20 protein-coding genes and 4 pseudogenes are annotated in these 24065 nt (G+C 71.7%); 12 read left to right on the forward strand and 12 right to left on the reverse strand.

Going from position 1 to position 24065, the window contains the following annotated elements; translation table 11 throughout:
- Positions 1 to 4 precede the first annotated feature (4 nt).
- Together CLT75_RS13305 and CLT75_RS13310 are read right to left on the reverse strand one after the other, a co-directional pair.
- Entirely contained in the window at positions 5 to 361 is a 357-nt protein-coding gene (locus tag CLT75_RS13305; protein ID WP_209310324.1) for a DUF3703 domain-containing protein, read from the reverse strand.
- Positions 358 to 855 (reverse strand): annotated as a pseudogene (locus CLT75_RS13310) (cation efflux transmembrane domain-containing protein); the annotation flags it as partial. The gene CLT75_RS13305 and the pseudogene CLT75_RS13310, both read right to left, overlap by 4 nt.
- A 67-nt stretch (positions 856 to 922) precedes the next feature.
- On the opposite strand from CLT75_RS13310, the gene CLT75_RS13315 reads away from it, so the two are divergent.
- The 4 genes from CLT75_RS13315 to CLT75_RS13330 all read left to right on the forward strand — a co-directional run bounded on the left by CLT75_RS13315 (position 923) and on the right by CLT75_RS13330 (position 5066).
- A complete protein-coding gene (locus tag CLT75_RS13315) occupies positions 923 to 1270 on the forward strand; it encodes an ArsR/SmtB family transcription factor (protein WP_030271602.1) in 348 nt (115 codons plus the stop codon).
- A 50-nt stretch (positions 1271 to 1320) separates the two neighbouring features.
- Positions 1321 to 1803 (forward strand): signal peptidase II, encoded by a 483-nt coding sequence (locus CLT75_RS13320; protein ID WP_135241032.1) that lies wholly within the window; start codon positions 1321 to 1323, stop codon positions 1801 to 1803.
- Entirely contained in the window at positions 1793 to 3004 is a 1212-nt protein-coding gene (locus CLT75_RS13325) for a sodium:proton exchanger (RefSeq protein ID WP_083395345.1), read from the forward strand. Before CLT75_RS13320 ends, CLT75_RS13325 begins: the two co-directional genes overlap by 11 nt.
- A 91-nt stretch (positions 3005 to 3095) precedes the next feature.
- The gene (locus tag CLT75_RS13330) at positions 3096 to 5066 is read left to right on the forward strand and encodes a heavy metal translocating P-type ATPase (protein WP_030271597.1); all 1971 of its coding nucleotides are present in this window, start codon (positions 3096 to 3098) and stop codon (positions 5064 to 5066) included.
- A gap of 558 nt (positions 5067 to 5624) precedes the next feature.
- On the opposite strand, the gene CLT75_RS13340 is transcribed toward CLT75_RS13330, so the two are convergent.
- The 3 genes from CLT75_RS13340 to CLT75_RS13350 form a co-directional block, all read right to left on the reverse strand.
- Positions 5625 to 7130, reverse strand: coding sequence for a CehA/McbA family metallohydrolase domain-containing protein (locus CLT75_RS13340; RefSeq protein WP_030271593.1), 1506 nt, complete (start codon positions 7128 to 7130; stop codon positions 5625 to 5627).
- 230 nt (positions 7131 to 7360) lie between these two features.
- Positions 7361 to 7999 carry a vitamin K epoxide reductase family protein gene (locus CLT75_RS13345; RefSeq protein ID WP_030271592.1) on the reverse strand — a complete coding sequence of 213 codons (639 nt, stop codon included), beginning with the start codon at positions 7997 to 7999 and terminating at the stop codon, positions 7361 to 7363.
- Positions 7996 to 8658, reverse strand: a complete 663-nt coding sequence (locus CLT75_RS13350) for a DsbA family protein (protein ID WP_030271590.1) — start codon at positions 8656 to 8658, stop codon at positions 7996 to 7998. Before CLT75_RS13350 ends, CLT75_RS13345 begins: the two co-directional genes overlap by 4 nt.
- Positions 8659 to 8826: 168 nt before the next feature.
- Here CLT75_RS13350 and CLT75_RS13355 point away from each other — a divergent pair, with 168 nt between their 5' ends.
- The 4 genes from CLT75_RS13355 (at position 8827) to CLT75_RS13370 (ending at position 10977) form a co-directional block, all read left to right on the forward strand.
- The gene (locus CLT75_RS13355; protein ID WP_030271588.1) at positions 8827 to 9162 is read left to right on the forward strand and encodes an ArsR/SmtB family transcription factor; all 336 of its coding nucleotides are present in this window, start codon (positions 8827 to 8829) and stop codon (positions 9160 to 9162) included.
- The gene (locus CLT75_RS13360) at positions 9162 to 9887 is read left to right on the forward strand and encodes a cation efflux transmembrane domain-containing protein (protein WP_030271586.1); all 726 of its coding nucleotides are present in this window, start codon (positions 9162 to 9164) and stop codon (positions 9885 to 9887) included. Before CLT75_RS13355 ends, CLT75_RS13360 begins: the two co-directional genes overlap by 1 nt.
- On the forward strand, positions 9887 to 10237 hold the full coding sequence (locus CLT75_RS13365) for a DUF3703 domain-containing protein (RefSeq protein ID WP_198039662.1): 351 nt from the start codon (positions 9887 to 9889) through the stop codon (positions 10235 to 10237). The genes CLT75_RS13360 and CLT75_RS13365 overlap by 1 nt, the downstream gene beginning before the upstream one ends.
- A gap of 104 nt (positions 10238 to 10341) precedes the next feature.
- Entirely contained in the window at positions 10342 to 10977 is a 636-nt protein-coding gene (locus CLT75_RS13370; RefSeq protein ID WP_135241033.1) for a copper resistance CopC family protein, read from the forward strand.
- Between the two features lie 770 nt (positions 10978 to 11747).
- On the opposite strand, the gene CLT75_RS13375 is transcribed toward CLT75_RS13370, so the two are convergent.
- Entirely contained in the window at positions 11748 to 11957 is a 210-nt protein-coding gene (locus CLT75_RS13375; protein ID WP_052166179.1) for a hypothetical protein, read from the reverse strand.
- Positions 11958 to 12046: 89 nt separating this feature from the next.
- On the opposite strand from CLT75_RS13375, the gene CLT75_RS13380 reads away from it, so the two are divergent.
- On the forward strand, positions 12047 to 12790 hold the full coding sequence (locus CLT75_RS13380) for a class F sortase (protein WP_082171190.1): 744 nt from the start codon (positions 12047 to 12049) through the stop codon (positions 12788 to 12790).
- A gap of 173 nt (positions 12791 to 12963) precedes the next feature.
- Here CLT75_RS13380 and CLT75_RS13385 read toward each other — a convergent pair whose 3' ends face one another.
- The 3 genes from CLT75_RS13385 to CLT75_RS13395 all read right to left on the reverse strand — a co-directional run bounded on the left by CLT75_RS13385 (position 12964) and on the right by CLT75_RS13395 (position 18198).
- Positions 12964 to 14226, reverse strand: coding sequence for a L,D-transpeptidase (locus CLT75_RS13385; RefSeq protein WP_030271581.1), 1263 nt, complete (start codon positions 14224 to 14226; stop codon positions 12964 to 12966).
- Positions 14227 to 14697: 471 nt separating this feature from the next.
- Positions 14698 to 15375 (reverse strand): C39 family peptidase, encoded by a 678-nt coding sequence (locus CLT75_RS13390; protein WP_047890781.1) that lies wholly within the window; start codon positions 15373 to 15375, stop codon positions 14698 to 14700.
- Positions 15376 to 15852: 477 nt separating this feature from the next.
- Positions 15853 to 18198, reverse strand: coding sequence for a heavy metal translocating P-type ATPase (locus CLT75_RS13395; RefSeq protein ID WP_052166178.1), 2346 nt, complete (start codon positions 18196 to 18198; stop codon positions 15853 to 15855).
- Between the two features lie 493 nt (positions 18199 to 18691).
- On the opposite strand from CLT75_RS13395, the gene CLT75_RS13400 reads away from it, so the two are divergent.
- Entirely contained in the window at positions 18692 to 19495 is an 804-nt protein-coding gene (locus tag CLT75_RS13400) for a cytochrome c biogenesis CcdA family protein (protein WP_030271575.1), read from the forward strand.
- A 43-nt stretch (positions 19496 to 19538) separates the two neighbouring features.
- Here the strand turns inward: CLT75_RS13400 and CLT75_RS13405 are convergent.
- The 3 genes and pseudogenes from CLT75_RS13405 to CLT75_RS13415 all read right to left on the reverse strand — a co-directional run bounded on the left by CLT75_RS13405 (position 19539) and on the right by CLT75_RS13415 (position 21807).
- Positions 19539 to 20104 (reverse strand): annotated as a pseudogene (locus tag CLT75_RS13405) (class F sortase).
- Between the two features lie 338 nt (positions 20105 to 20442).
- On the reverse strand, positions 20443 to 21129 hold the full coding sequence (locus tag CLT75_RS13410; protein WP_047890780.1) for a DUF305 domain-containing protein: 687 nt from the start codon (positions 21127 to 21129) through the stop codon (positions 20443 to 20445).
- Positions 21130 to 21138: 9 nt separating this feature from the next.
- On the reverse strand, positions 21139 to 21807 hold the full coding sequence (locus tag CLT75_RS13415) for a thioredoxin-like domain-containing protein (RefSeq protein WP_082171189.1): 669 nt from the start codon (positions 21805 to 21807) through the stop codon (positions 21139 to 21141).
- Between the two features lie 746 nt (positions 21808 to 22553).
- On the opposite strand from CLT75_RS13415, the pseudogene CLT75_RS33245 reads away from it, so the two are divergent.
- A pseudogene (locus CLT75_RS33245) lies at positions 22554 to 23312 on the forward strand (HAD-IC family P-type ATPase); the annotation flags it as partial.
- Positions 23313 to 23421: 109 nt separating this feature from the next.
- Positions 23422 to 23871, forward strand: a pseudogene (locus tag CLT75_RS33250) (HAD-IC family P-type ATPase); the annotation flags it as partial.
- Positions 23872 to 24065: the final 194 nt, after the last annotated feature.

Here is a 24065-nt window from a genome sequence, read left to right on the forward strand (position 1 = left end):
CTGGTCACTCAGCTCGGTGCGACAGGATGGCCGCCAAGTCATCTGGCACCCGCATCAGCTGGGTGATGGGGACGCGGGCCCGTCCCGTGTTGCCTTCCGGGTAGCGGCCGACGGCTGATCCTGGGCCGGCCACCGCGAGCCGGACCGCCTGGCCCACCGCTTCGACCACGTCGCGCTCGCGTGGTGCTCGTTTGAGCATCACGGCGTGGGTGACGGTGTGCCGCCACGGCCAGGGCTGGGACAGGATGTGAGCGCGTTCGGCTGCGCGCCAGGCGGCAGCGGAATCGGTCGCGGTGCGCGCGGTGAACAGCTCGGCGTCGAACACGACGCCTACCGGTTCGGGCATGCGCTGGAAGATCACTTGGCCTCGCTCGTGCAGCAGGCACAGCCGGGCTTGCACCCGCAGGCGCCGGCGCCCTCAGCCTGGAAAGTAAGCGAGTTCGCTCCGCTGACCGGCACCGCACAGCAGGCGTCCCCACGTCATGCCTCTCGCCCCTCCTTGATCGCAACGGCGGCGATGACCAGCGCGGCCAGGGGATCAGCCCATGACCAGCCGAACAGGCTGTTGAAGCCCAGGCCGACGAGCAGTACCGCCGACAGGTAGGTACAGAGCAGGGTCTGCTTGGAGTCGGCCACCGCCGACCGGGAACCCAACTCGCGCCCGGCCCGCCGCTGCGCATGAGACAGCACGGGCATGATGAGCAGCGACAGGCCGGCCAGGACCAAACCCACGGTGGAGTGCTCGGCTTCCCCGCCACCGGCGAGCGCGCGCACCGACTCGACCGTGACGTAGGCGGCCAGCGCGAAGAACGACACGGCTGTCGATGCCGGGGATCCGCGAAAGATCCATGCCAGCATCACGTGGATACGATGTGATCGCGATCGCGCGATGCCAACCCGAATAATGCGCTAGCATCGCCGCATGGCGATGAGACAACAGGTGGAGCGAGAGACTCTCGCCCCCGCTGCGGCACTGTTCCGCGGGCTTGCGGATCCGACCCGCCTGGCGATCGTTCGCCGGCTGGCCGACGGTGAGGCGCGGGTGGTGGATCTCGTCCGGGAGCTGGGTTGGGCGCAGTCAACGGTGTCGGCGCATCTGGCCTGCCTGCGTGACTGCGGCCTGGTGGACTATCGGGCGGTCGGTCGCCAGTCCTTCTACTTCCTGACGCGCGTGGAGCTGATGGCCGTACTGTCGGCCGCCGAGTCGCTGCTGGCCGCGACCGGGGAGACGGTGGCGCTGTGCCCCACCTACGGCGACGGCGCCCAGTGACCGCTGTGCAGGCCCCGCCGCAGCGGGTGGCGTGGCTGGCAGGGGCAGCGATGACCGCGCTGGCGGTGGACGTGGCGTCCAAGAGCGCGGCCGCGGCGTGGCTGCCGGGCCGCAGCGTCGATCTGTTCGCCGGGTTGGCGCTGCGGCTGACCCGCAACCCGGGCGCGGCGTTCTCGGTCGGTACCGGTATCACTCCGGTCTTCACCGTCGTCACGGTGGCCGTCATCGCGGGCATCGCCTGGTATGGGCGCAGAGTTACCCACCGTGGGTGGGCGGTGGCGCTCGGCCTGGTGGCAGGCGGAGCGGCCGGGAATCTGGTCGACCGGCTGTTCCGGTCTCCGGGTCTGGGCCGAGGACATGTGGTCGATTTCCTGTACCTGGACTGGTGGCCGACGTTCAACCTGGCCGACACCTTCCTGATCTGCGGCGTTGCGGTCGCGGTGTGGCTAAGCCTGCGCAACGTGCCCGTCACTGTCCGGGCAGCCGACGACATCCAGGGCTCGAGGATCGCCGGGGGGAGCGGTGAGCGCTGAGATCGAAATGACCGTCAGCGGACGGGGCGCCGCCGCCCGTATCGGGATCGCCCTGGCCGTCGCCGCCCCGGCGGTGGTTGTGCGGCTGGCCGGCGTGCAATTGGCGCCGGTGGCGGCAATGGTGGTGTTCGGCGCGGCGGTGCTGGCCGCGGTGGCGCTGCTGATGTGGGCGTCGGAGGCCGCACGGGTGGACATCTCCGGCAGCCTCGCGCTGGCCATCCTGGCTCTGGTGGCGATCCTGCCCGAGTACGCGGTCGACATCTACTTCGCCTACACCGCCGGACACGAACCGGCCTACGCCGCCTACGCCACGGCGAACATGACCGGGGCCAACCGACTGCTCATCGGGGTGGCGTGGCCACTGCTGGTCGCCTTCGCGATCTTCGCGGTGCGCCGCCACGGGAAGCGCGGCGAGCGCGACCGGGTCACCCTGGCGCCGCATCGGCGCACCGAGATCGTGTTCCTCGCCGCCGCCACCGTCTACGCCCTGGTCATTCCGCTGACCGGCCGGCTGGCCTGGTACGACACCCTGGTGCTCGGAGGGCTGTTCGCCGCCTACCTGTGGCGCATCCGTGGCAACGACGAAGGCGACGAGGACCTGACCGGCGTCGCAGCCACCGTCGCCGTGCAGCCGCCCGCCCGCCGCCGCGGCTTGGTCACCGCGCTGTTCATCACCGCCGGCGTCACCATCCTCGCCGCGGCAGAGCCGTTCGGCGACTCGCTGGTCGCCGCCGGCGCCGACCTGGGCATTGACAAGTTCCTGCTGGTGCAGTGGCTGGCCCCGATCGCCTCCGAAGCCCCGGAGGTCATCGTCGCGATCACGTTCGCGCTGCACGGCCGCGCCGACGACGGCATGGGTGCTCTGCTGGCAGCCAAACTCAACCAGTGGACCCTCCTGATCGCCTGCCTTCCCGCCGCGTACCACCTCGGCGGCGGCACGTTCGCCGGGCTGCCGCTGGACGCCCGGCAGACCGAGGAGCTGGCGCTCACCACCGCCCAGACCCTGCTCGGCGTGGCCGTCCTGGCCGACCTGCGGCTGACCCGCGCCGAAGCACTGCTGTTGTTCGGCCTGTTCGCCGTCCAGTTCGTGCTGCCCTCACCCAACATCCGCTACATGATCGCCGCCGTCTACACCGTCCTGGCCGTCGCGCTGCTGATCCGGCAGCGCCGGCACGTCCCCGCCCTCATCAAATCCCTGTAACCCCCGTATCTCGGAAAGGATCCGTGACCATGACCGCCACACCTCGACCCGGCAGCGCCCCTGCCGCCGTCGCACGACGAGCAGGTGCCCGATGAGCGACGCGTGCGGCTGCGGCGACGACAAGCCCACCGGCACAGGTGAAGCCGAAGAACGGGAACCGGAACGGCTGTGGGATGTCTCCGAGATCCGTGCGGCCGCTGTAGCCGGGGTGCTGCTGCTGGCCGGTTACATCGCGGGGTGGACGGGCGCGCCGCGGCCGGTGGAGATCGGCCTGCAGGCCCTCGCTCTCGCCGTCGGCGCGTGGACGTTCGTGCCGTCCACGCTGCGCCGCCTCGCCAAGGGCAAGATCGGCGTCGGCACGCTGATGACCATCGCCGCCGTCGGCGCCGTCATCCTCGGTCAGGTCGGCGAAGCCGCCATGCTGGCCTTCCTGTACTCCATCAGCGAAGGGCTGGAGGAGTACTCCCTGGCCCGCACCCGCCGCGGCCTGCGCGCCCTGCTCGCCCTCGTCCCCGCGCAGGCCACCGTCCGCCGCGACGGCGCCGAGCTGACCATCTCCCCGGCCGAGCTGCGCGTCGGCGACCTGATGATCGTGCGGCCCGGTGAGCGGATCGCCACCGACGGCATCATCCGCACCGGCCGCAGCGCCCTCGACGTCTCCGCCATCACCGGCGAATCCGTACCGGTCGAAGCCGCCACCGGCAGCGAGGTGTACGCCGGGTCGATCAACGGCACCGGGGTACTGGAGGTCGAGGTCACCACGACCGCCGAGGACAACTCCCTCGCCAAGATCGTGCGGATCGTGGAGGCCGAACAGGCCCGCAAGGGCGCCAGCCAGCGCCTCGCTGACCGCATCGCCAAACCCCTCGTTCCCGGGGTGATGATCGCCGCCGCGCTCATCGCGGTCGTGGGTAGCCTGCTCGGAGACCCCGCCACCTGGATCGAGCGGGCCCTCGTCGTGCTAGTCGCCGCCTCCCCGTGCGCGCTGGCGATCTCCGTGCCGGTCACCGTGGTCGCCGCCGTCGGCGCCGCCAGCAAACTCGGCGTGCTCGTCAAGGGCGGCGCCGCCCTCGAAGCGCTCGGCGCAGTGCGGGGTGTGGCGTTGGACAAGACCGGCACCCTCACGCGCAACCGGCCGACGGTCATCGACGTCGCCGCGACCGGCGGCGCCACCCGCGAGCAGGTCCTCGACCTGGCCGCCGCGTTGGAGGCGCGCAGCGAACATCCCCTCGCCCGGGCGATCCTCGCCGCCGTCGACACCCCCCGGCCGGCCACCGACGTCGAAGCCATCACCGGCGCCGGCCTCACCGGCGTCGTCGACGGCCGGACCGTCCGGCTCGGCCGACCCGGCTGGCTGCACCCCGGGGAGCTCGCCGACACCATCACCGGCATGCAGCAGGCCGGCGCCACCGCCGTCCTCGTCGAGGACGACGGCCGACTGATCGGCGCGATCGCGGTGCGTGACGAGCTTCGACCGGAAGCCGTCGAGGTGATCGACCGGCTACGCCGCGGCGGCTACCACGTCTCCATGCTCACCGGCGACAACGAAGCCACCGCCACCGCCCTCGCCGAACAGGCCGGCATCACCGAGGTGCACGCCGACCTGCGCCCCGAAGACAAGGCCCGCATCGTGGCGCAGCTCCGCGATCAGCGGCTCACGGCGATGGTCGGTGACGGTGTCAATGACGCGCCCGCCCTGGCCACCGCCGACCTCGGCGTCGCGATGGGCGCCATGGGCACCGACGTGGCCATCGAAACGGCCGATGTCGCGCTCATGGGCGAGGACCTGCGCCACCTGCCCCAGGCCCTCGACCACGCCCGCCGGGCACGGTCGATCATGCTACAGAACGTCGGCCTGTCCCTCGCCGTCGTCATCGGCCTGATGCCCTTGGCCCTGCTCGGGGTGCTCGGCTTGGCCGCCGTCGTCCTCGTACACGAGATCGCCGAGGTGATCATCATCGCCAACGGCGTCCGCGCCGGCCGCGCCCGCCCGCTCCCACCCCTCACCACCACCACCGACGCCGACACCACCCCAGCCCCTGAGACGGTGAGCGTCGGATGACCAACCGGGAGGAGGCGCTGCGCCGACGGGGGCAGCGCCTCGCCTGGCTCATCGTCGTCTGGGACATCATCGAAGGAGCCATCGCCGTCACTGCCGGCCTGGCCGCCGGCTCCATCGCACTCATCGGCTTCGGCATCGACTCGGTCATCGAGGTGTTCGCCGCCGCCGTCGTCATCTGGCAACTACGCGCCGGACCCCGCGCCCGACAACGGCCGGCGCTGCGGCTGATCGCCGGCAGCTTCCTCGCACTGGCCGGCTACGTCACCTACAAGTCCATCTCTGACCTGATCGGCGCCGAACGCCCCGACACGTCGCTGGTCGGCATCGGACTCAACGTCGTCGCCCTCGCCGTCATGATCCCCGTCGCGGTCGCCCAGCGCCGCGCCGTCCTACCGGGACGCGCGGCCGCAGAGGGGCGCCGTCCGTGCCTTCCGTCGCAAACGCGACGGAAGGCACGGACGTCGGGGAAGCAGGAGCTGGGCGGTCGGACGGTTCCGAGCAGCGCCATGTGTTGGTTGCCGCTCCCGGTAGGTCCGCCAAGGCTCAGGACCGGCTGGTTCAGCGGACGTGGACGAAGACCGGGTTCGAGTAGAACCACAGGTCTTCCCACGGGCTCTCGAGCCCGTCGGCGAGCGGCTCGGCCTCGTCGGTGTTGGTGCCGCGGACGCGGGCGTACATGTCACCGTCCACGTTGCGCAGCGTGTGCTTGACGACGTAGTCGTTGCCCTGCTTGCGCCAGTCGCGGGGACCGAACCGGGCCACGACCTTGGTGGTGGGGTTGGTGTCGGCGTCGAGGTTGGCGGACGGGCCGGTGATCTGCCCGACGATCAGGTCGACCCGCCGGACCTCGGGCCGGTCGCCGTTGTGGTTCTGGCCGTTAAGCGGCCGGAACTTGATCTCGATCTCGACGTCGGTGCGGTCGCGGCGGGTCACGGTGACGGTCTCACCCATCGCCGCGTCCTTGCCCTGGCTCCTCGCGGTGAGGTCGAGGCTGGTGATCAGGTCGCCGGTGGTGACCCAGATCCGGCCGTTACGCAGGCCGTCCATGATGTCGCCGTAGTCCTGCCGCGCCAGCACGTACGTCTTGCTGTACTCGCCCGGCCAGAAGTCGGAACCACCGCGGGTCCAGTGCACGTGCGAGTCCGACGTCGCGGTGATCCACCAGCGCCGCCCTTCACCGAGCAGCGAGTCCCACAGCCCACCAACCCGAGCGGTCATCTGATCGTAGCCGCCGTGGGTCGGGTGGTTGCCGTAGCCGCCCCGGGCGCCGCCGTTGAGCGGGCCCGCCTGGTGGCCGGGAGCGCCCTCGAAGCCGACATAGATGTCCGGCGCGGCGTTGTTGCCGTTGCGGAACTCGTGCGGCGTGTCCTGCCCCCACACGCCCCAACCGGGAGCCGACCGGGAAGCGTGGTGCGCGATGACCAACGGCTTCTGCCGCAGGGTCTTGGCGTATTTAAGAAACTCGACCATCTTGGCCTCGGTGTCCCCGCCCGGGACGGCGGGGAACGGGTCGCGTTTGGCGAACTTGCTCTCCAGGTCGAAGAGCATCTGCGCCTCGTCGTCGTGGCGTGGGATCATCAGGGTGTGGTGGTCCATCGCCGGGGCGTCGAACTCCATGCCCCAGAACTGCAGCACGTCGGGCACGAGCTTGCGGGACAGCAACAGGTCGGGGTAGGCCTGTTCCAGGTTGACCTTCGAGTGGGTCGGCCCGCCGTGGTCGGTGACCATCGCCCAGGTCAGGCCGAAGTTCTTCGCCATGATCGCGTTGGTGACGATCGGGTACACCGCGTCGGCGCCCTTGTGGAACGTCGGCGGGTTCGTCGAGGTGTCGAACTCGCCGCTGTACTCCGAGTGGATGTGGTGGTCGCCGGCCCGCCACACCCGGTTACGGGACTCCCCGCCCTTGTCGCGCTTGTCGTCCTCGCGGTCGTCGTTGGCCCAGGCCGCACCGCCACCCACCAGCGGGCTCGCCGCCGCCAGGGTCGCCCCGACACCGGCGTACTTCACCAATTGACGGCGCGAAAGCTGCGAACGCTCGGCGCCTTCGAGATCCTTGTCCTTCAAGACGGAACCTCTCCTCGTCCAGCTATTTGCCGTGTCAGTCAAGGAGCCTTGAAGAAGCCGATGAACGATGACTGCCTGGGACGCGGGCAGGGGGCTAACAGCGAGGCCCGACCTGATAAAGGCAGCCTGTGTGACGCGCAGCTGCCGCTGTTCGTATGACTCCTCGCCGTGACGTATCAGGCCGGGCTACGGGTGCTGGTGCTCCTGCCTGCCGTCCGTTGCGGCAGGGATCAGATGAGCGTTGTCCAGTAGTCCCAGAAGCGGGCCAGGATCGCAGCCAGGATCAGCGCGTACCAGGCCGTGAGGATGAGACTGTGGTAGCCGGCAGCGGCGATCCCGGCCGCCCGCACAGGCCCCGGGAGCGGGCCGGAGAAGTCGTGCAGGTTGCGCAGGGTGGTGTAGAGGAAGATCGGAATGGTGACGGCCCAGACGAGCATGCAGTAGGGGCACAGGGCGCCGATGACGTAGAGGCTCTGGTAGATGAGCCAGTGCACGAAGACCACGCCGAAGGTGGCGCCGGCGTGCAGGCCGAGCCAGAACCAGCGGGGCAGGCATGCGCCGGCGAGCAGGGCGACGCCGATGGTGGTGACGGCGGTGAAGCCGGCGATGCCGATCAGTGGGTTCGGGATGCCGAACGCCTCGGCCTGGGGTGTGGTCATGACCGAGCCGCAGGACAGGATCGGGTTGATGCTGCAGCTGGGCACGTAGCCGGGCCGGGCGAGCAGGTTGATCTTTTCGACGGTGAGGATGGTTGCGGCCAGCATGCCGATGCCGCCGCCAACGGCGCAGATCCACGCCGTGGCCCGAGCGAGGAACCGCCCGCGCGAGGAGTCCTGCTCGCTTCGCCGTTCGACGGTGGCGGTGCTCATTCGGCCAGGGCGGCGTCGATGGCCGCGACGAGGTCGTCCTGCGTGCGCAGGTCGGTCAGCTGGCGGCCATTGAGGAAGAACGTCGGGGTGCCCTGCACGCCAACGGCTTCGCCGTCGGTCTTGTCCTTGGCCACCCGGGCGGCGGTGGCGGGGTCGTCGAGGTCGCGCTGGAACCGCTGCATGTCCAGTCCGAGGGTGCGGGCGTAGCCGAGGAACAGATCGGTTTGCGGCTGCTCCTTGTGTCCCCAGCGGGTCTGGTTGTCGAACAGCTGCGTGTACATGTCGTGGAAGCGGCCCTGGTTCGCGGCGGCCTGCGCGGTGCGGGCGGCCAGTTCGGCGTTGGGGTGGCTGGGGATCGGGAAGTACCGGACCACGAAGGTGATGCGGTCGGAGTAGGTGGCCAGGACCTGCTTGACCGCCGGGTAGGCGGCGGCGCAGGACTCGCACTCGAAGTCGAGGAACTCCACCAGGGTCACCTTGCCGTCGGCGGCGGTGGACAGCCGGTGGCTGTCCTCGCGCACCAGCAAAGCCGGGTCGATGGCGCCGGCGGCCGTGGTAGCGGCGCGCGGCTCGTCGGTGCGGTTGACGGCCAGCAACCCGCTGACCACAAGCACCACTGCCGCGATCAGCGCCAAGGTCAGGCGGGTGTTCTTGGTCATTCCACGTCCTTGTTCATCAGCCAACGACATGACGTCCCACGGTCTGGTGGGACATCGCGCGGACCATACGGGGGGCGCTGTACCGACTTGCTGTCAGCTTCCTGGGAACGGCCCACATGACTACCCAGGGGGCCGTTCACCGGTTAGTACAGCGAAGAGTGTACTGTCGTGCCCGTGGAGACATTGACGTACGGGCAGGTGCTGGCCCGGTTCGGCCACGCCCTGTCGGATCCGACCCGGGCTCGGCTGCTGCTGGCGCTGCGCGACGGGCCCGGCTATCCGGCGGAGCTGGCCGAGCTGCTGGGCACGACCCGGCAAAACCTGTCGAACCATCTCACCTGTCTGCGAGGGTGCGGCCTGGTGGTGACGGTGCCGCAGGGCCGGCGCACCCGATACGAACTGGCCGACGCGCGGCTGGCGCACGCCCTGGGTGACCTGCTCGGCCTGGTCCTGGCGGTGGACCCCGCGGCGTGCCCAGACACCGACGACAAGGGGTGCTGCTGATGAGCCTGCCGTTGATCCAGGCGCCGGCCGAGCCGTCCCCGGCCCGGCGGGCCGTGCTCGCCCGGCGGGTCAGGCTGCTGGTCGCCGCGACCATCACCTACAACCTGATCGAGGCGGTCGTGGCGATCAGCGCCGGCACGATCGCCTCGTCGACCGCCCTGGTCGGCTTCGGTCTCGACTCGATCATCGAGGTGTCGTCGGCGGCGGCGGTCGCGTGGCAGTTCGCCGGCCGCGACCCCGAGGCGCGGGAGAAGACCGCGCTGCGGATCATCGCCGTGTCGTTCTTCGCCCTGGCCGCCTACGTCACCGTCGAGTCGGCCCGTGCCCTGCTCGGCGGCGCCGACGCCGAGCACTCCCCGGTCGGCATCGTCCTCGCCGTGGTGTCGCTGGCGGTCATGCCGGGTCTGTCGTACGCGCAGCGCCGCGCCGGTCGGGAACTCGGCTCCCGCTCGGCGGTCGCCGACTCCAAGCAGACCCTGCTGTGCACCTACCTATCCGCGGTCCTGCTGGTGGGCCTCGGCCTCAACAGCCTGTTCGGCTGGTCCTGGGCCGACCCGATCGCCGCACTGGTCATCGCCGCCGTCGCCGTCAAGGAAGGCCGCGAGGCGTGGCGCGGCGACGCCTGCTGCACCGTGCCCCTGACCACCCCATCAGCCGCCGGCCCCGACACGGATGGGTGCGGATGCCGGCCTGGTTGTACCTGCTGCCCGTCAGACGCCGCGTGATGTTCCAGAAGATGCCGGCGACCGTCCGCGCGGTCTTCGACGCCGAACTCGCCACCGCCCGCCACACGTCCGACCCTGCGGCGGCGTGGCGGGCGGCCGAGCGGGCCCACATCCTGTCCCAGCCGTGGCCCTGGCCACACACCGTCGTGCACGCCGTCATGCTGCGGCGCGCCCTGCGCGAGCGCGACGTCATCGAGGCGGTAGGGCAGGTAATCCGCCTGGCGGTTGCGGGCCCGGGCTCAGCTACCGGCCGCTACCCGCAGGGGAACACCGGCCGGGCGCGGGTGCCGCTGACCCAGCCGATGCCCGTGCCGGAGGAACTCGCCGTGCTGCTGGCCGGCAGCCGGTAGGCCGGTCCGCGGCGCCTGCGCGGGTCGCCGGGCCGCGGCCACGGCGAGCTGGACGGGAGGACGGCGGCCGGGTCCTTCTGGTAGTGGCGTCCGAACCATCTGGCGTGCGTACACGAACCGCGATCCGGCGCGGGTTGATGTTGGCCGTTCTCGCCGTGCCGCTGGCGCCAGCCAGTCCCTGCGCCGCGCATGCCGCCCTGGTCGCCACGTCGCCCGTGCGCGACGAGGTCATCGGGTACGCGCCGCGGGAGGTGGTGCTGGCCTTCAGCGAACCGGGGTTTCCGGTCGCCGGGCGCGTGCAGGTCCTCGGCCCGGACGGCAAGATGATCAACAACGGTGAGCCGGTGCTCGACGGCGCGACGATGCGGATCCCGGTGCGGGTGCCGGACAAGCCGCTGGGCACCTACCTGGTGAGCTACCGGGTGGCCTCCGCCGACAGCCACCCGATCGCGGGCAGCTTCGCCTACTCGGCAGGAGCGCCATCGGCGACAGCGCCGCAGGGTGCCGGCGGCGCCGACCGGCCCGGGCGGGTGCTCGTGCCGGCGGCCAAGTACGCCAGCTACCTGGGCCTGGTCCTGGCGGTCGGACCGGTGTTGCTGGTGGCCACGATGTGGCCCCGGCGGCTGTCCCGCCGCGGGGCGACCGTCATGGCGTTCACCAGGGGCTGGTCGCCGCGGCCCCGGCCGGCACCTGGGTGGGACAGGCCGCGGACATGGTCGGGGCGAGGATCGGCGAGCTGACGGTCGGGGACCTGGAGGCGGTCGGCGCCAGCGGTGGTCGGGGCGGTGCTCGCCGCGCGGCTGGCGCTGCTCGGCGCCGCGGCGACGCTGCTACCGGCCGTCCTGCGCGGCGCCGCGGGCCGCTGGCACACCGCCGGGCTGGCGCTGGTGGGACTGGCCGCGCTGGCCACCTGGCCCTTGGCGGGCCACCCGGTGGCCTCGCCCCTGCGGCCGGTGAGCGTCGCGGTGGGCACCGCCCATCTCGCCGGGGTGACCATCTGGCTTGGCAGTCTGTTCACCCTGGCCGTGTTCCTGCCGCGCCGCACCCACGAGCGGGTTCTCGCGCGGATCCTGCCGGCCTGGTCACGGTGGGCGACCCTCGCGGTCTGCTGGCTCGTCGCCGCCGGCGTCGCCCAGGCCGCGCTCGAACTGGGCCGCCCTCGGCGCTGCTCGACACCGCGTACGGGCGGCCGCTTTGCGGCAAGGCCGCACGGCTGGCCGGGGTCCTCGCTGTCGCCGCCGGGCAGCGGCGGAGGGTGCGCCGCCGCGCCGCGGCGACCCGCCCCCGCCGGCTCGCCGGGGCCGCTGGCTCGAACTCGCGGCCACGGCGGTGGTCCTCGCGCTCACCGCGGTGCTGGTGCAGACGACCTCACCAGGACGGGTCGCCGGCACCGACGCCGCCCGGGTTGCGCGCAACAGCGTCGCGCAGACCCTCACCACCGGCCTCTACATGCTGTGGTTCGATGTCTACCCCGGCGGGCGGATGTGGCCAACAGCCTGCACATCTACGTCTACACCCCGCAGGCCAGGGCCCTGCCCGTCGCGGAATGGGCCATCAGCCTCGCTCTGCCCGCCGCCGGCGTCGAGCCGATCACGGTGCCGGTCGACACGCCGGAACCCCACCACGCCAGCGCCGAGGTTCGCTTCCCCGCCGCGGGTGAGTGGACGCTGAAGGTCACCGCGCGCGCCAGCGACGTCGACCAGACCACCGTCACCGTCACCGTCCGCCGCCACCTGACCGGCGTCCCCCATCGGTGCGTGAGCCCGTTTTCCACCAATAGTTCTCGTTTGCACCATCTAGCGTGCGGGTATGGGTGGCGAGGCAGCAGCGGGTGGCACGGCATCCGCCGGCAGGGTGTACGGCACGCGGCGCAGGTCGGCGCAGCGGGTCGCGGCGACAATCGCGCTGGCGCTGGCAGGGGTGGCAGCGTTGACCGGCGCGGGCATAGTCGGTGCCGCACTGAGGGGATCCTCCGCCTCATCCCCACCTCCCCAGCCACCGCCGGCCGTCGCGCCCGCGACCATCACGCCGCATGCGCCCCATGCCTCATCCGAGCCAAGCGCCGCGGCGGAGCACAGAGGCCTGGCCCGATCGGCGCCGACCCGCATCACCATCGACCGCGTCGGCGTGCGGGCGGACATCCTCGCCCTCGGCGTCAACGGGGACGGCACCGTGCAGGTGCCGCCGCTGGAGCAGGCGATGGATGCCGGTTGGTACAAGTTGGGCGCCAGTCCCGGAGAGGTCGGCAACGCCGTCATCATGGGTCACGTCGACTCGGCGAAGATCGGTCCGGCAGTGTTCTTCCGCCTCGGTGAGCTCCTGCCCGGCGACATGATCCAGGTGGTCCGGGTTGACCGGACCGAGGTGACCTTCCGGGTCGACGGGGTGAAGTCGTATCCTAAGGACGCCTTCCCCACCGATCTGGTGTACGGCCCGTCGGACACGGCGAGCCTGCGGGTGATCACCTGCGGCGGGACCTTCGACGAGCAGAAACGCAGCTACACCGACAATGTCATCGTCTTCGCCACCCTGGTCTCGTCGCGGCAGGCCTGAGGTGATGGCGGATACCAAGGTGGACCGCACCCGTCGGCCCAGTTCCATCGTTTCGAACGCTCATGGCAGGCGGAGTGGTCGCTGCGGGCGTGGCCCGGTACCGCTGGATCGCGCGCCGCGGGTACGGCAAAGGACCGGCCCACCGGGTGGCGGACCGGTCCTGTAGGCCCGGATCAGCCGCCGGAGAGGGACGGCGCCGGTGCGGGTGATCCGCCGGCTACGGCGCCCGGGTTGGCCGGGCTGACCTGCGCCGGCTGGAGCCCGGCCGGTACGGGCAGGGCGCTGCCCTTGACGAAGTCGTCCCAGCTGACGTTCCAGGCCGTCCACCCGTTGCCCGGCTGCAGCTGCACCTCGGTGCCCTTGAACGTGACCAGGTCACCGACCTGGGTGATGCCCATCAGCCAGTCCGCGGCGGCCGCTGAGACGTTGGTGCAACCGTGCGAGACGTTGGTGTAGCCCTGGTCGCCCTCCGACCACGGCGCCCCGTGGATGAACTCGCCGCCCCAGGTGAGCCGCTGGGCGTCCTCGACGTCGACCACGTAGCCGCCGTTCGGCTCGCCGCGGGTGTCGAACGTCGTCTGCTGGTGCTTCTCCATGATCACCATTTTGCCGCTGGAGGTCGGCGTGCTCGGCTTGCCGAGGCTGACCGGGATCTTGCGGATCAGCTTCCCGTCCTGGTAGACCGACATCTTCTTGGTGGCGTTGTCGACATCCAACGCCACCTGCCGGCCGATCTTGGAGGTGGCGGTCCGGTCCGCATCGCCGATCCGGTCCTTGCCGATCGGCAGGCCCTGCAGCCCGGCCCGGACGCTGATCGTTGTGCCGGGCCGCCAGAAATCGGGCGCCCGGTAATAGACCTGACTGCCGTCCTCCAGCCACGACCAGGCCCCCGGCTGCGGCGGATCCGTCTTCACGAACAACCGGCGCTGCACATCCGGTCTGGCCTCTTTGGCAATGGGCGGGTCGAACGCGACGGTTACCGGCATCGCCGTGCCGTACGTCTGGTTTCCGGCGAAATACAACGTGCTGGTGACCGCCGGTTTTGACGATTTCGGCATCGTGGTGAAGGTGGTTTTCCGGGTAGTGCTCTTCCCGGCGTCGCCGGTGGCGGCGACCTCGGCGGTGTAGGTGCGCATCGGCTGCAACGGGGCGCTCGGCACCCACGCCGACCCGTCCTCACGCGGCTCCACCTTGACCTGTATCCCCCTGTCGTCGGTGATCCGCACAGCCGTGATCCGCCCGCCCTTGACGGCGGTACCCACCTCGACGGTGATGGGCAGATCCCGCGTCTGGTCGGCGGGTGTCACGGTCAACTCCGGCGCCCGCCCGTCCGCGGGTCGTGCGCCGGGCGTGCGGTCGGCGGTGCACCCCGCCAGGACCAGTGGCGTGGCCACGATGGTCGCGGCCATCAGCGTCAATCGCCGCCTCAACTGCATACTGCGTCCCCCCGTTCATGGCTTCCCTTCGCCACATTCTCGCCGCGCCGCACCGATGTGAGCGCAATTTCGGCTGATTCGGGAACCAGTTACGGGAGGCATTTCCGGCCGAATGGCAGGCGGTGGGTGGGTCGCGCAGATCTGCGCCTTTCCGGGTCAGCCGTCGCGGATGGGGCGCGGGTTCCATTCCGGCGGGACGCTGCGCCGTTGCAGGCGGGTCGGCAACTCGTTGCGGGTGGTGCCGTCGGGCCCGACTTCGAGATCCCGGTCTCCGCGCACCCCTCTGGCGGTCCGCGCGGCGTGACCGCGTGTCAGACCGCGGCCCGGGCCGTTGCGGTAGGTCCCCGCACATGGCGCGCCCGCCCCGCGCCAACATCGGCACCCTGGTCTCCTTTCGGCAGACCTGAGGTGGTGGATACGACGATGGGGCTGGCCCTTGTCGGGCCGGCCCCATCGTTGTTCACGCTCAGGTCAGGCGGAGTAGCCGCGGGAGGCGATCCAGTTGGCCAGCTTGTCGGTGCTGATCCAGTACTGGCCCTCGTCGGACCAGGAGTCACCGATCTTCACGGTGTTCCCGCCGTCGCGGTAGCCGACCACGGCGATGTAGTGCCCACCCTCGTAGGAGTGAGCGTGGCCGTCGGTGTCGACCGAGGTGCCCTTGATGTTGGCCACCATCGGCCGCTTGCCGTCGATGTTGCGCACGACGTCGTTGCGCAGCCGGTCGGTCTCGGCCTTGCTGGCCTTCTGGCCGGGGATCTCGACGGTGCGGTAGTCCTTACCGGTGACCTCCTTGAGCACCCGGGTGGTCTCGATGGCGGAGTTGGTGCCCGCCTCGGTGGTGGCCAGCTTCTTGGCCAGCTCGTCCTGGCTCAGGTCCTTACCGAGCGCGGACAGCGCCATCTTGGTCGCCGCCGGCGCGCAGTAGAAGTAGGTCTCCTGGAACTTGTACGTGAAGTCCAGCTCCTTGCCGCCGTCACGCTCCTGCGCCACGGTGGCCGGCTTGCCGGCCGACACCGGCGCGGCGTGCGCCACGGTCGCGGGACCGGCGATCGCGCCACCGGCGAACGCGAGCCCGGCGACACCGAGCGCGGCCTTACGAACAACCGAAGTCTGAGTGATGGCCGGGAGCCAACGAGTAACAGTAGTCATTGATGCTCACCTTTCACCTGGGGGAAAGGACGGCCAGCAGATCGGGGTGCGGGCCGCCCAAAGAGATACGCCCGGGCGGGGGTGCTCGGGCGTACGGGAGTCATAACCACGGCCGCCCGGCCGGCATTCCGGGCGGGCCGGCCCGCCCGGGATCCCGGTAACCGGACGAAACCGGACACCGGGACAGGTGGGCAGGTCCGGATGTTCGCGGGCGACGGGTCCCGGCACCCCTGAGGTCTCCGGCTCGGTACGTCCTTGATGTCGGGATCAGGCGCCCGGAGGAGAGTGCCAGTGGGCCGTCCGGGAGTCGCCGTAGAGGTAGGCGACGGCGATTACATGCGGCGCTACGAGACGGTGAGGCTCGTGGTGTGACCCATAGGCCTGACGGGCTCGCTGCGGGGTCCGGGCCGGCCGGGCTTCAGGCAAACCCTGTCCGCCGTCACCGCGACCGACTCTCGTGCTGTCAGTGCCCTGATCTCATCGCAACAGCCGCAGCGCGTTGGCGACAACGGCCAGGGTGCTGCCTTCGTGGACCACGATGGCGGCGCCGATACCGGCGATCCCAAGGACGGCGGCGGGTAGCAGGACCGCGATGACGCACAGGGCGACGGCGAGGTTCTGGCGGATGACCCGCCGGGAGCGTCGGCCGAGCCCCACGGCGGCGGGAAGTTTGCTCAGGTCGTCGGCCATGAGGGCGACATCGGCGGTTTCGAGGGCGATGTCCGTTCCTGCGGTGCCCATGGCGATGCCGATGGTGGAGCGGGCAAGCGCGGGAGCGTCGTTGACGCCGTCGCCGACCATGGCCACCACACGATGCTGGCGGGTCAGGCCGGCGATGGCGTCGACCTTGTCTTCCGGCAGCAACCCGGCACGGTAGTCGGTGAGGCTCAGGCTGCGGGCGACATCCGCGGCGACGTGAGGGTTGTCGCCGGTGAGCAGGACCAGCGACGTGACACCGAGACGCCGTAGCTGCTGCAGCATGGGTTTGGCGCCGTCTCGGGGCTGGTCCGCCAGCCCGAGCACGCCGAGGAGGTGCCCGTCGGCGTCGACGGCGATGACCGTCCTGCCGGCGGCCTCCAGTTCGGCGACCGCACCGCGGATCTCGTCAGGCGGGTCCGACGGGAGGACATACCCGGGGCGGCCGACCCGGACCTGCCGGCCGTCCACGGCCGCCGTGATCCCTTTCCCGGCGGCGATGGTGACCTCGCCTGCCCGGCCCAGTGGCAGGCCCTGCGCCGCCGCCACGACAGCCCGGGCCAGGGGGTGGGTGGACCGGCTCTCCACGGTGGCGGCCGTGCTGAGCAGGGCCGCGGGGTCGACGCCGGCGGCGGGGCGGACATCGGTGACAACGGGGTGCCCGCTGGTGAGCGTTCCGGTCTTGTCGAAGGCCATCGCGTCGACCCGGCCCAGGTTCTCCAGGTGCACGCCGCCCTTGACCAGCACACCCGTTCGGGCGGCGCGAGCGATCCCCGACAGCACGGCCGCCGGCGTGCCGATGGCCAGCGCGCACGGCGACGCGGCCACCAGGACCGCCATGCCGCGCAGGAACGCCACCTGCCAGGTCAGCCAGCCCAGCAGCGGCGGCACCGCGATGACCGCCGCGGCCAGCAGCAGCACGGCGGGTACGAACACCGCGGTGAAGCGCTCGGTGAGCCGTTGGGTGGGGGACTTCTGGGTCTGGGCCTCCTGCACCATGGTGACCACCCGGGCCAGGGTGGACTCCCCGGCCAGCCGGGTCACCTCGACCTCCAGGACGCCGTCGTGGTTGACCGTGCCGGCGAACACCGCAGCGCCGGGCGCCTTGTCGACCGGAGTGCTCTCGCCGGTGATCGGGCTCTGGTCGACCGTCGACCGCCCGCCCCGCACGCTGCCGTCGACCGGTACGCGTTCGCCGGGCCGGACGATGACCACGTCGCCGCGCAGCACCTCCCGCACGTCGAGTTCGGTCTCAGTGCCCTCGCGGCGAACCCTGGCGGTGTGCGGGGTGATCGTCCCGAGTGCCTCGATCGCGTGGCGGGCCCGGCCCATCGCCCGGTGCTCGAGCGCGTGGCCGAGGCTGAACAGGAACAGCAGCAGCGCGCCCTCGGCCCAGGCCCCGACGACCGCAGCGCCGACGGCCGCGACGACCATCAGCGCGTCGATCTGCAGCCGTAGCCGCACCGCGGCGGCCGCCGCGTGCCGTGCCGCGGTGAATCCGCCGGTCAGATAGGCCAGCCCGTACGCGACCACGACAACCGTGGCGGGCCAGTCGAGGAACGTCTCACCGGCGAAGCCCATCGCGAGCAGTACGCCGGCGGCCAGCGCCAACAGCAGCTCCGCGCGGGTGCGCACCCACCCTCGCCGGCGCGGGACCTCCACGCCGTAGCCCATGGCGCGCACCAGACGGACCAGGTCGTCCAACGACACGACGTCGCTGTCGAACTCCACCCGCAGCCGCTCCGCGGCGTAACTAACCGAGGCGGCCAGCACCCCGTTCTGGCGGGTGAGGACGTGCTCGATGCTCGCAGAGCAGTCACCGCAGTCCATCCCGGTCACCCGGAGCCACGCATGCCGGTAGCGGTCGCTGACCTGCGCGCCGGTCTGAGACACCACCCGACGCAGCCGGTCCAGCGGCAGCACGACGGGGTCGTAGTGCACGCACACCACTGCCTGCCCGTCGCGGTCGTGCACGTGCGCGTCGCGCAGCCCCCGTGTCCCGGACAGCCGCTCCCGCAGCCGCTGCACGCACTGATCCCGCTCGTCCTGCGCGGCCGGCAGCACCGCTGAAAGCTGGACTTCCAGGGTGCTCTCCGAGCCGGCCGCCCGGCCGCCGGCACCTGCCACCGCGCCTCCCTCACCTTTGCCACCGAGCGGTGGTCGACTGGCAGCGCCACCGCGACCGTGGTCAGCGGAAGGTCGAGCAGCGCGGCGGGCTCAGGGGGTGCGGCGGGGACAGGCTCATCGATCACTGCCGTCCGACCAGAAGACTGTTATTCAGGCTAGATCCTCCGGTTGCGGCGAAGGGAGGAATCCAGGATCGCCGCCACGACCTGCGCGGCCGCCACCACGACGGAGGGTGCTGTGCATCTGACGGCCACGGGCGCGCGACACCGGCCGCGTCCGGGCGCGCCGCAACAGCCGACCCGCGCGGCGGGCCGGTCGGCGTCCCCTGCGGGGCAAGCCGTCCCAGTGCGCGGACGGCACACCCCATACTACGAAAGGTAGTAGCGGCGTGAGACGATGACCGTTGCGCAGCCAGCGCGACCTGAGGGAGGACACATGCCGCGACTGGTGGAACCGGACTCCGTGGCGCGCACGTCGGCCGGAGCCGGCTGACATGGGCGAGCAGTTCGCGGCCATCGCCGCGACCGGGCCCCTCCTGGCCGCGATGGCCGTCGCCGCCGCGGCGGGACTGGTGAGTTTCCTATCCCCCTGCGTCCTGCCATTGGTGCCGGGCTACCTGTCCTACGTCACCGGCCTAGCCGGTACCGACCTCGACGCCGCGGCGCAGCCCACCCCGCCCCCGGCGGCCGGCGCTGTCGCCGTGGCGACCCGGCGGCGGGCGCGGGCGCGGGTCGTGGCCGGCACGCTCGGGTTCATCGCCGGGTTCGCCGTCGTGTTCGTCACCGTGGCCGTGGCGTTCAACGCCGCCGGCCGCGCCCTGGTGACCAACGCGCGCACCATCGAGATCGCCGCCGGGACGCTGACCGTGCTCCTCGGCGCCGGCTACCTCGGGGCGTTCCCGCTGCTGCAACGGCAGGTCCGCGCCACCCGGCTCCCGTCCGCCGGGATCGCCAGCGCACCCGTGCTCGGCGCGACGTTCGGCCTGTCCTGGACGCCGTGCGTGTCCCCCACCCTCGGCGCAGTGCTGGGCCTGGCGGCGGTGGAATCCACCACCGGTAGGGCCACCGTCCTCGCCCTGGCCTACTGCACCGGCCTGGGCCTGCCGTTCCTGCTCGTCGGCCTCGGGTTGCGGCGCACGCTGACCCTCACCCGCTTCGTGCGCCGCCACCACCGGTGGGTCACCCGCCTCGGCGGTGCGCTGCTCGTCGCGATCGGGCTCGCGCTGCTCACCGGAGCGTGGACCGACCTGATGATCTGGCTACGGGCCACGGTCGGGCCGGGCCAGATCAGCATCTGACCGGGCCACACCACGGCGGGCCGGTCCCGGGGACCCCGCTCGGTCAGCGCTGGCGCGAGCCGACCAGCGAGGCGAAGGCGATGGTGTTGTCGGCGTAGCCGACGCTTCCGCCGATCCACGCGCCGCCGCAGGTGATCAGGCGGAGCCCGGGCCCGCCGTCGCCGCCGTAGACCCGGTCTGCGGGCAGGCGGTTCTTGTCGAACCGTTCGACCGAGGTGACCGCGAACACCGCGACCGAACGGTGAGCCCGAGTGATCTCGACGCGGGAGCCCTTACGCAGGTCGCCCAGCCGGTGTCGTCGGCCCGTTACAGCGGGGGCACGGCGATGGACCCGTCGGCCGCCACGCCGACCGGCCCCACCGCCGCGTTCACCTTGATCGCGTCAATGCTGATCCGCACCGGCCGGCTCGGACCCAACGCCTCCGCGCTGCCCCGCTGACCGACGAAAGGCAACCAGCCCAACAGGCCGCTGCCGCTGCCGTTGCTGCCGAGCCCGGCGCCGGTAGCGAACACCCCGGCAAGGATCAGCACGACGGCCAGCGCAACGTGCGGTCGCCGGGCCCGCTCGACGCGGCGCCCAGGCGCCGTCCGCACCCGCGCGCTGGCCATACCCGCTCCCTCCCCCTGCGCGCCAACCCGTCGCGGCGGCCGGGCACGCTGACCAGGACTCCGCCGTTGGAATCGGTCGGACCGCCGGCCACGTCCTGACGGTACGTCGACCACGCCGAGGCGGGCCGGCGGTCAGCGGTTCATCACCATGCCGCCCAAGCGGGCGTTTCGCGCACGGATCAGTGCCGCGCGCCGGCGGTATCCGGCGGCCAGCAGGACAGCCAACGCCCCGCCAGCCATGGCCCACTTTGATGCGGGACCGAGCCAGGTGGCCAGGGTGCGGGCGGAGGCGAGGCGCGTACCCGCCGGCGGCCTGGGCGGCGGGGCCGAGCGACGCGTCAGTTGGTGGACGCATCGGTGGAGGCGGTGGAGTGCAGCCGGTCCAGCAGCTTCTGCAAAGCGGTGATCTCGGCCTGCTGGCCGGCGCGCATCCGCGCCGCCAGGTCGCGGACTTCCGGGCGGGGCTCTGCGGCCAGGATCGCCTCGACCATGGCGAGTCCGCCGCGGTGGTGGCGGATCATCAGCTCGGCGAACCTGATGTCCAGGTTCCGGCCGGTGGTCTCGCGCAGCTGGGTGATCTCGGCCTTGGTCGCCATGCCCGGCATGGGTGCGGCGCCGGTCGCGTCTGCACCGCCGTGGTCCATGCCGTTCATGTCGTTCATCCAGGCCATGGCCGGTTGGCTGCCGGTCGGTGGCAGGCCCCACTGGGTCAGCCAGGTCCGCATGATGCCGATCTGCGCCTGTTGGGTGAGTGCGATGTCCATGGCGAGGGTGGCGACCTCGGGATCGTCGGTACGGGCGTGCACGATCATCGACATCTCCACGGCCTGGGCGTGGTGGGTTGCCATGTCCCGGGCGAAGCCGGCGTCGGCGGACGTGTCGCCGGGTGCCCGCACGGCCGGAACGAGCAGTCCCACGGCGACACCGACGGCGAAGACGACGAGGGCCGCGGCCACGAGCGGCCACCAGCGGCGACTCGCCGGCGGGTCCGGCTGGGGTTGCGGGGGTGTTTGCGCGTTGTCCATGGCTGGCCCCTACTGGCCCTGAGGGGCAAGGTCACGGGGCGTCGTGCCGGTGGCGGTGATCCCACCCGAGCACGTCGCGCCCTGCTCGGGTCCGGCGTTGACCCGGGCCGCGCGGATGAACTCGTCGATCCGCTCGTCGTCGGCGGAGGGGACGGTGAGGCGGTAGCCCCACGCCTGTAGCGAGATCGGCGCGTCGAGGTTGTCGTGCGGGCTGAGCAGCATGTAGTCGACGCCGCGGACCCGCCCGGCCAGGCGCTGCACCTCGTCGGCGGGCAGGTCGGACCGGTAGGTGATCCACACCGCGCCGTGTTCCATGCTGTGGGTGGCGTGCTCGGCGGCGATCGGCGCGTCGTAAACGTCGCCGGTGCAGTTCTGCCACGCGCTGTTGTGGCTGCCACCCACCGACGGGGTCACCTCGTAGGTCAGCGGGCCGCTCTTGTGCTCACTAGCCAGCCACGCCGGCTTCTTCGACGCGTAATCCGTCACGCCGGACAGGCCGGTCAGACGCTGCGCCCAGGGCCGGGTGCCCTGCCACGTGGCGACCGCGGCGTAGCCGATGATCGCCACGCCGAGCACGCTCACCGCCGTGACGACGGCGATGACGCCCCACGGCCGGCCGGGGCGCACCGCGACGGCCTTCGCCGGTCGGGTACGGGCAGAGGACTTGGAAGCTCTCATCACGATGCCTCTCACTAGTGGGAGTGGGGGATGCGCCCGATGGGCGGAAGACATGCCGATGTTCCTGGACGGCTCCAGTCGAATGGAGCCGGTGAGCAGCAGGTGGCTGACGCGTACCCATCGCCCTAACCCGCTCAGGAACGCGACGCGGGCAGGGGATGCGGGGGCCGGAAGCACACCCGGCCAGCGCGGGCAGTGCCTGTCCGGGGCGGTCGCCCGCCACGACAGCCATGGCGATACCCGGTTCCCGCTCGCGGCGGCGAGGCAGGCTGCCTGCGCCGCCGAAGCCATGCCACGCGGAGTGGCTCTTACGTGCGGGACACCGCCAACTGTGTCAGGCGAGGACACAGATGGGTCCCCGGGTCATCCTGATGGATCCGCTCGGCGGGCAACGGAGGCAGTCGCCGGCTCGTCAGAGTCAACGGCCGGATGAGTGAGGCCGTGACCGGGGTAGTGCTCGACGACTGGGTGGGGCAGGCCTGCTCAGCATGGCTGGGGCGGTCCTGGGGACAGTCCTGGCCGTGGTGAGCCACGCTGACACCGGCCAGCGGTTGGGTGTGCCTGCGCGCCGCGCTGGCGCCGGTGACCGGGTGGGCGGCGATCAGCGCCACGAGGACAACCAGGAGCAGGCAGACGACGCGGCTGAGGCGTCCGTCGCCTCGCTGCGCCGTGGTCATCTGCCAGCGTCTCATCGCGGAGATCCTATCCGCCCCGCCGCTGCCCTGCCGTTCCGACTGCATGACGGGATGGTCTGCCCTTCAGGCCCTGCGTCGGCGCTGCCAGGCGTACAGGGCCGCGCCGCCGGCGGCGAGGACGGCCACGGCGGCCCCGACCCGGATCCACAGCCCGAGCAGGCGACGCGGGTGGACCCCGACGGCGGCGAGACAGTGGTGGACACGGTCGAGCTGCGCTTCGGTGACCATGTGCGGGTCCGCCCGGGTGTGCGCATCGGCGCCGACGCGGTCGTCGTCGACGGCATCAGCGAGGTGGACCAGGCCACCATCACAGGGGAGCCGCTGCCTGCGGGCAAGTCGGTCGGCGACGAGGTGTTCGCCGGCACCCTCAACGGCACCGGCACGCTCGTCGTACGCGTGCACCGTGAAGCGGGCGAGTCCGTGATCGCCCGCATCGTCGCCCTGGTGGAGCAGGCGTCGGCGACCAAGGCCAAGACGCAGCTGTTCATCGAGAAGGTCGAACAGCGGTACTCGATCGCGGTGGTCGTCGCCACCCTGGCGCTGTTCGCCGTACCCCTGCTCTTCGGCGCCGACCTGCGCTCGACGCTGTTGCGGTCGATGACGTTCATGATCGTGGCATCGCCGTGCGCCGTGGTCCTCGCCACGATGCCGCCGCTACTGTCCGCGATCGCCCTCGCCGGCCGCCACGGCGTCCTGGTCAAGTCCGCCGTGGTGATGGAACACCTCGCCGACCCCGAGCGGGTGGCGTTCGACAAGACCGGCACCCTCACCGAAGGCCATCCCCGCGTCGTCGACATCCACCCCATCGGCGACGCCCGCCCGGAGGAGGTGTTGCGGCTTGCCGCCGGGGCCGAGCACGCCAGGCGAACACCCCGTCGGTGCCGCGGTCCTCGCGGCGGCGCAGGACCACGGGCTGCCGGTGCCGGCGGCGGCCGACTTCACGTCCGTGCCCGGCCGGGGCGTACGCGCGGTGGTCAACGGCCGGCAGGTGGCCGTGGGCAGGCCGGTCCTGCTCGACGAGCTCACGCCCATGGCCGTGGCCCAGGCCCGGGCCGTGGCCGCCGACGCGCAGGCCACCGGCCACACCGCCATGGTGGTGATCGTCGACGGGACGCCCGTCGGGGTGCTTGCCCTGGCCGACCGGATCCGCTCCGACGCCGTCATCGCGCTGACCCGCCTCACCGGGGCCAGGCCGATGCTGCTCACCGGTGACAACGCCGGCGCCGCCGGGCACCTGGCGGCGGAGGCCGGGATCACCGACGTGCACGCCGGGCTGCTGCCGCAGGACAAGGTCGACCAGGTGCGCGCCGTACAGGCCAGCGGCCGGCGGGTGCTGCTCGTCGGCGACGGCGTCAACGACGCACCCGCCCTCGCCGCCGCCAATCTCGGCGTCGCCATGGGCCGCGGCGGCTCCGACCTTGCCCTCCAGCGCCGACGCCGTCCTCGTCCGCGACGACCTGGCCACCCTGCCCAGCGCGACCGCCCTGTCCCGGCGCGCCCGCCGCCTCGTCACGGCGAACCTGATCATCGCCGGCACCCTTCATCACCGTGCTGGTCTGCTGG

The sequence above is a fragment of the Micromonospora sp. CNZ285 genome, assembly GCF_004637285.1.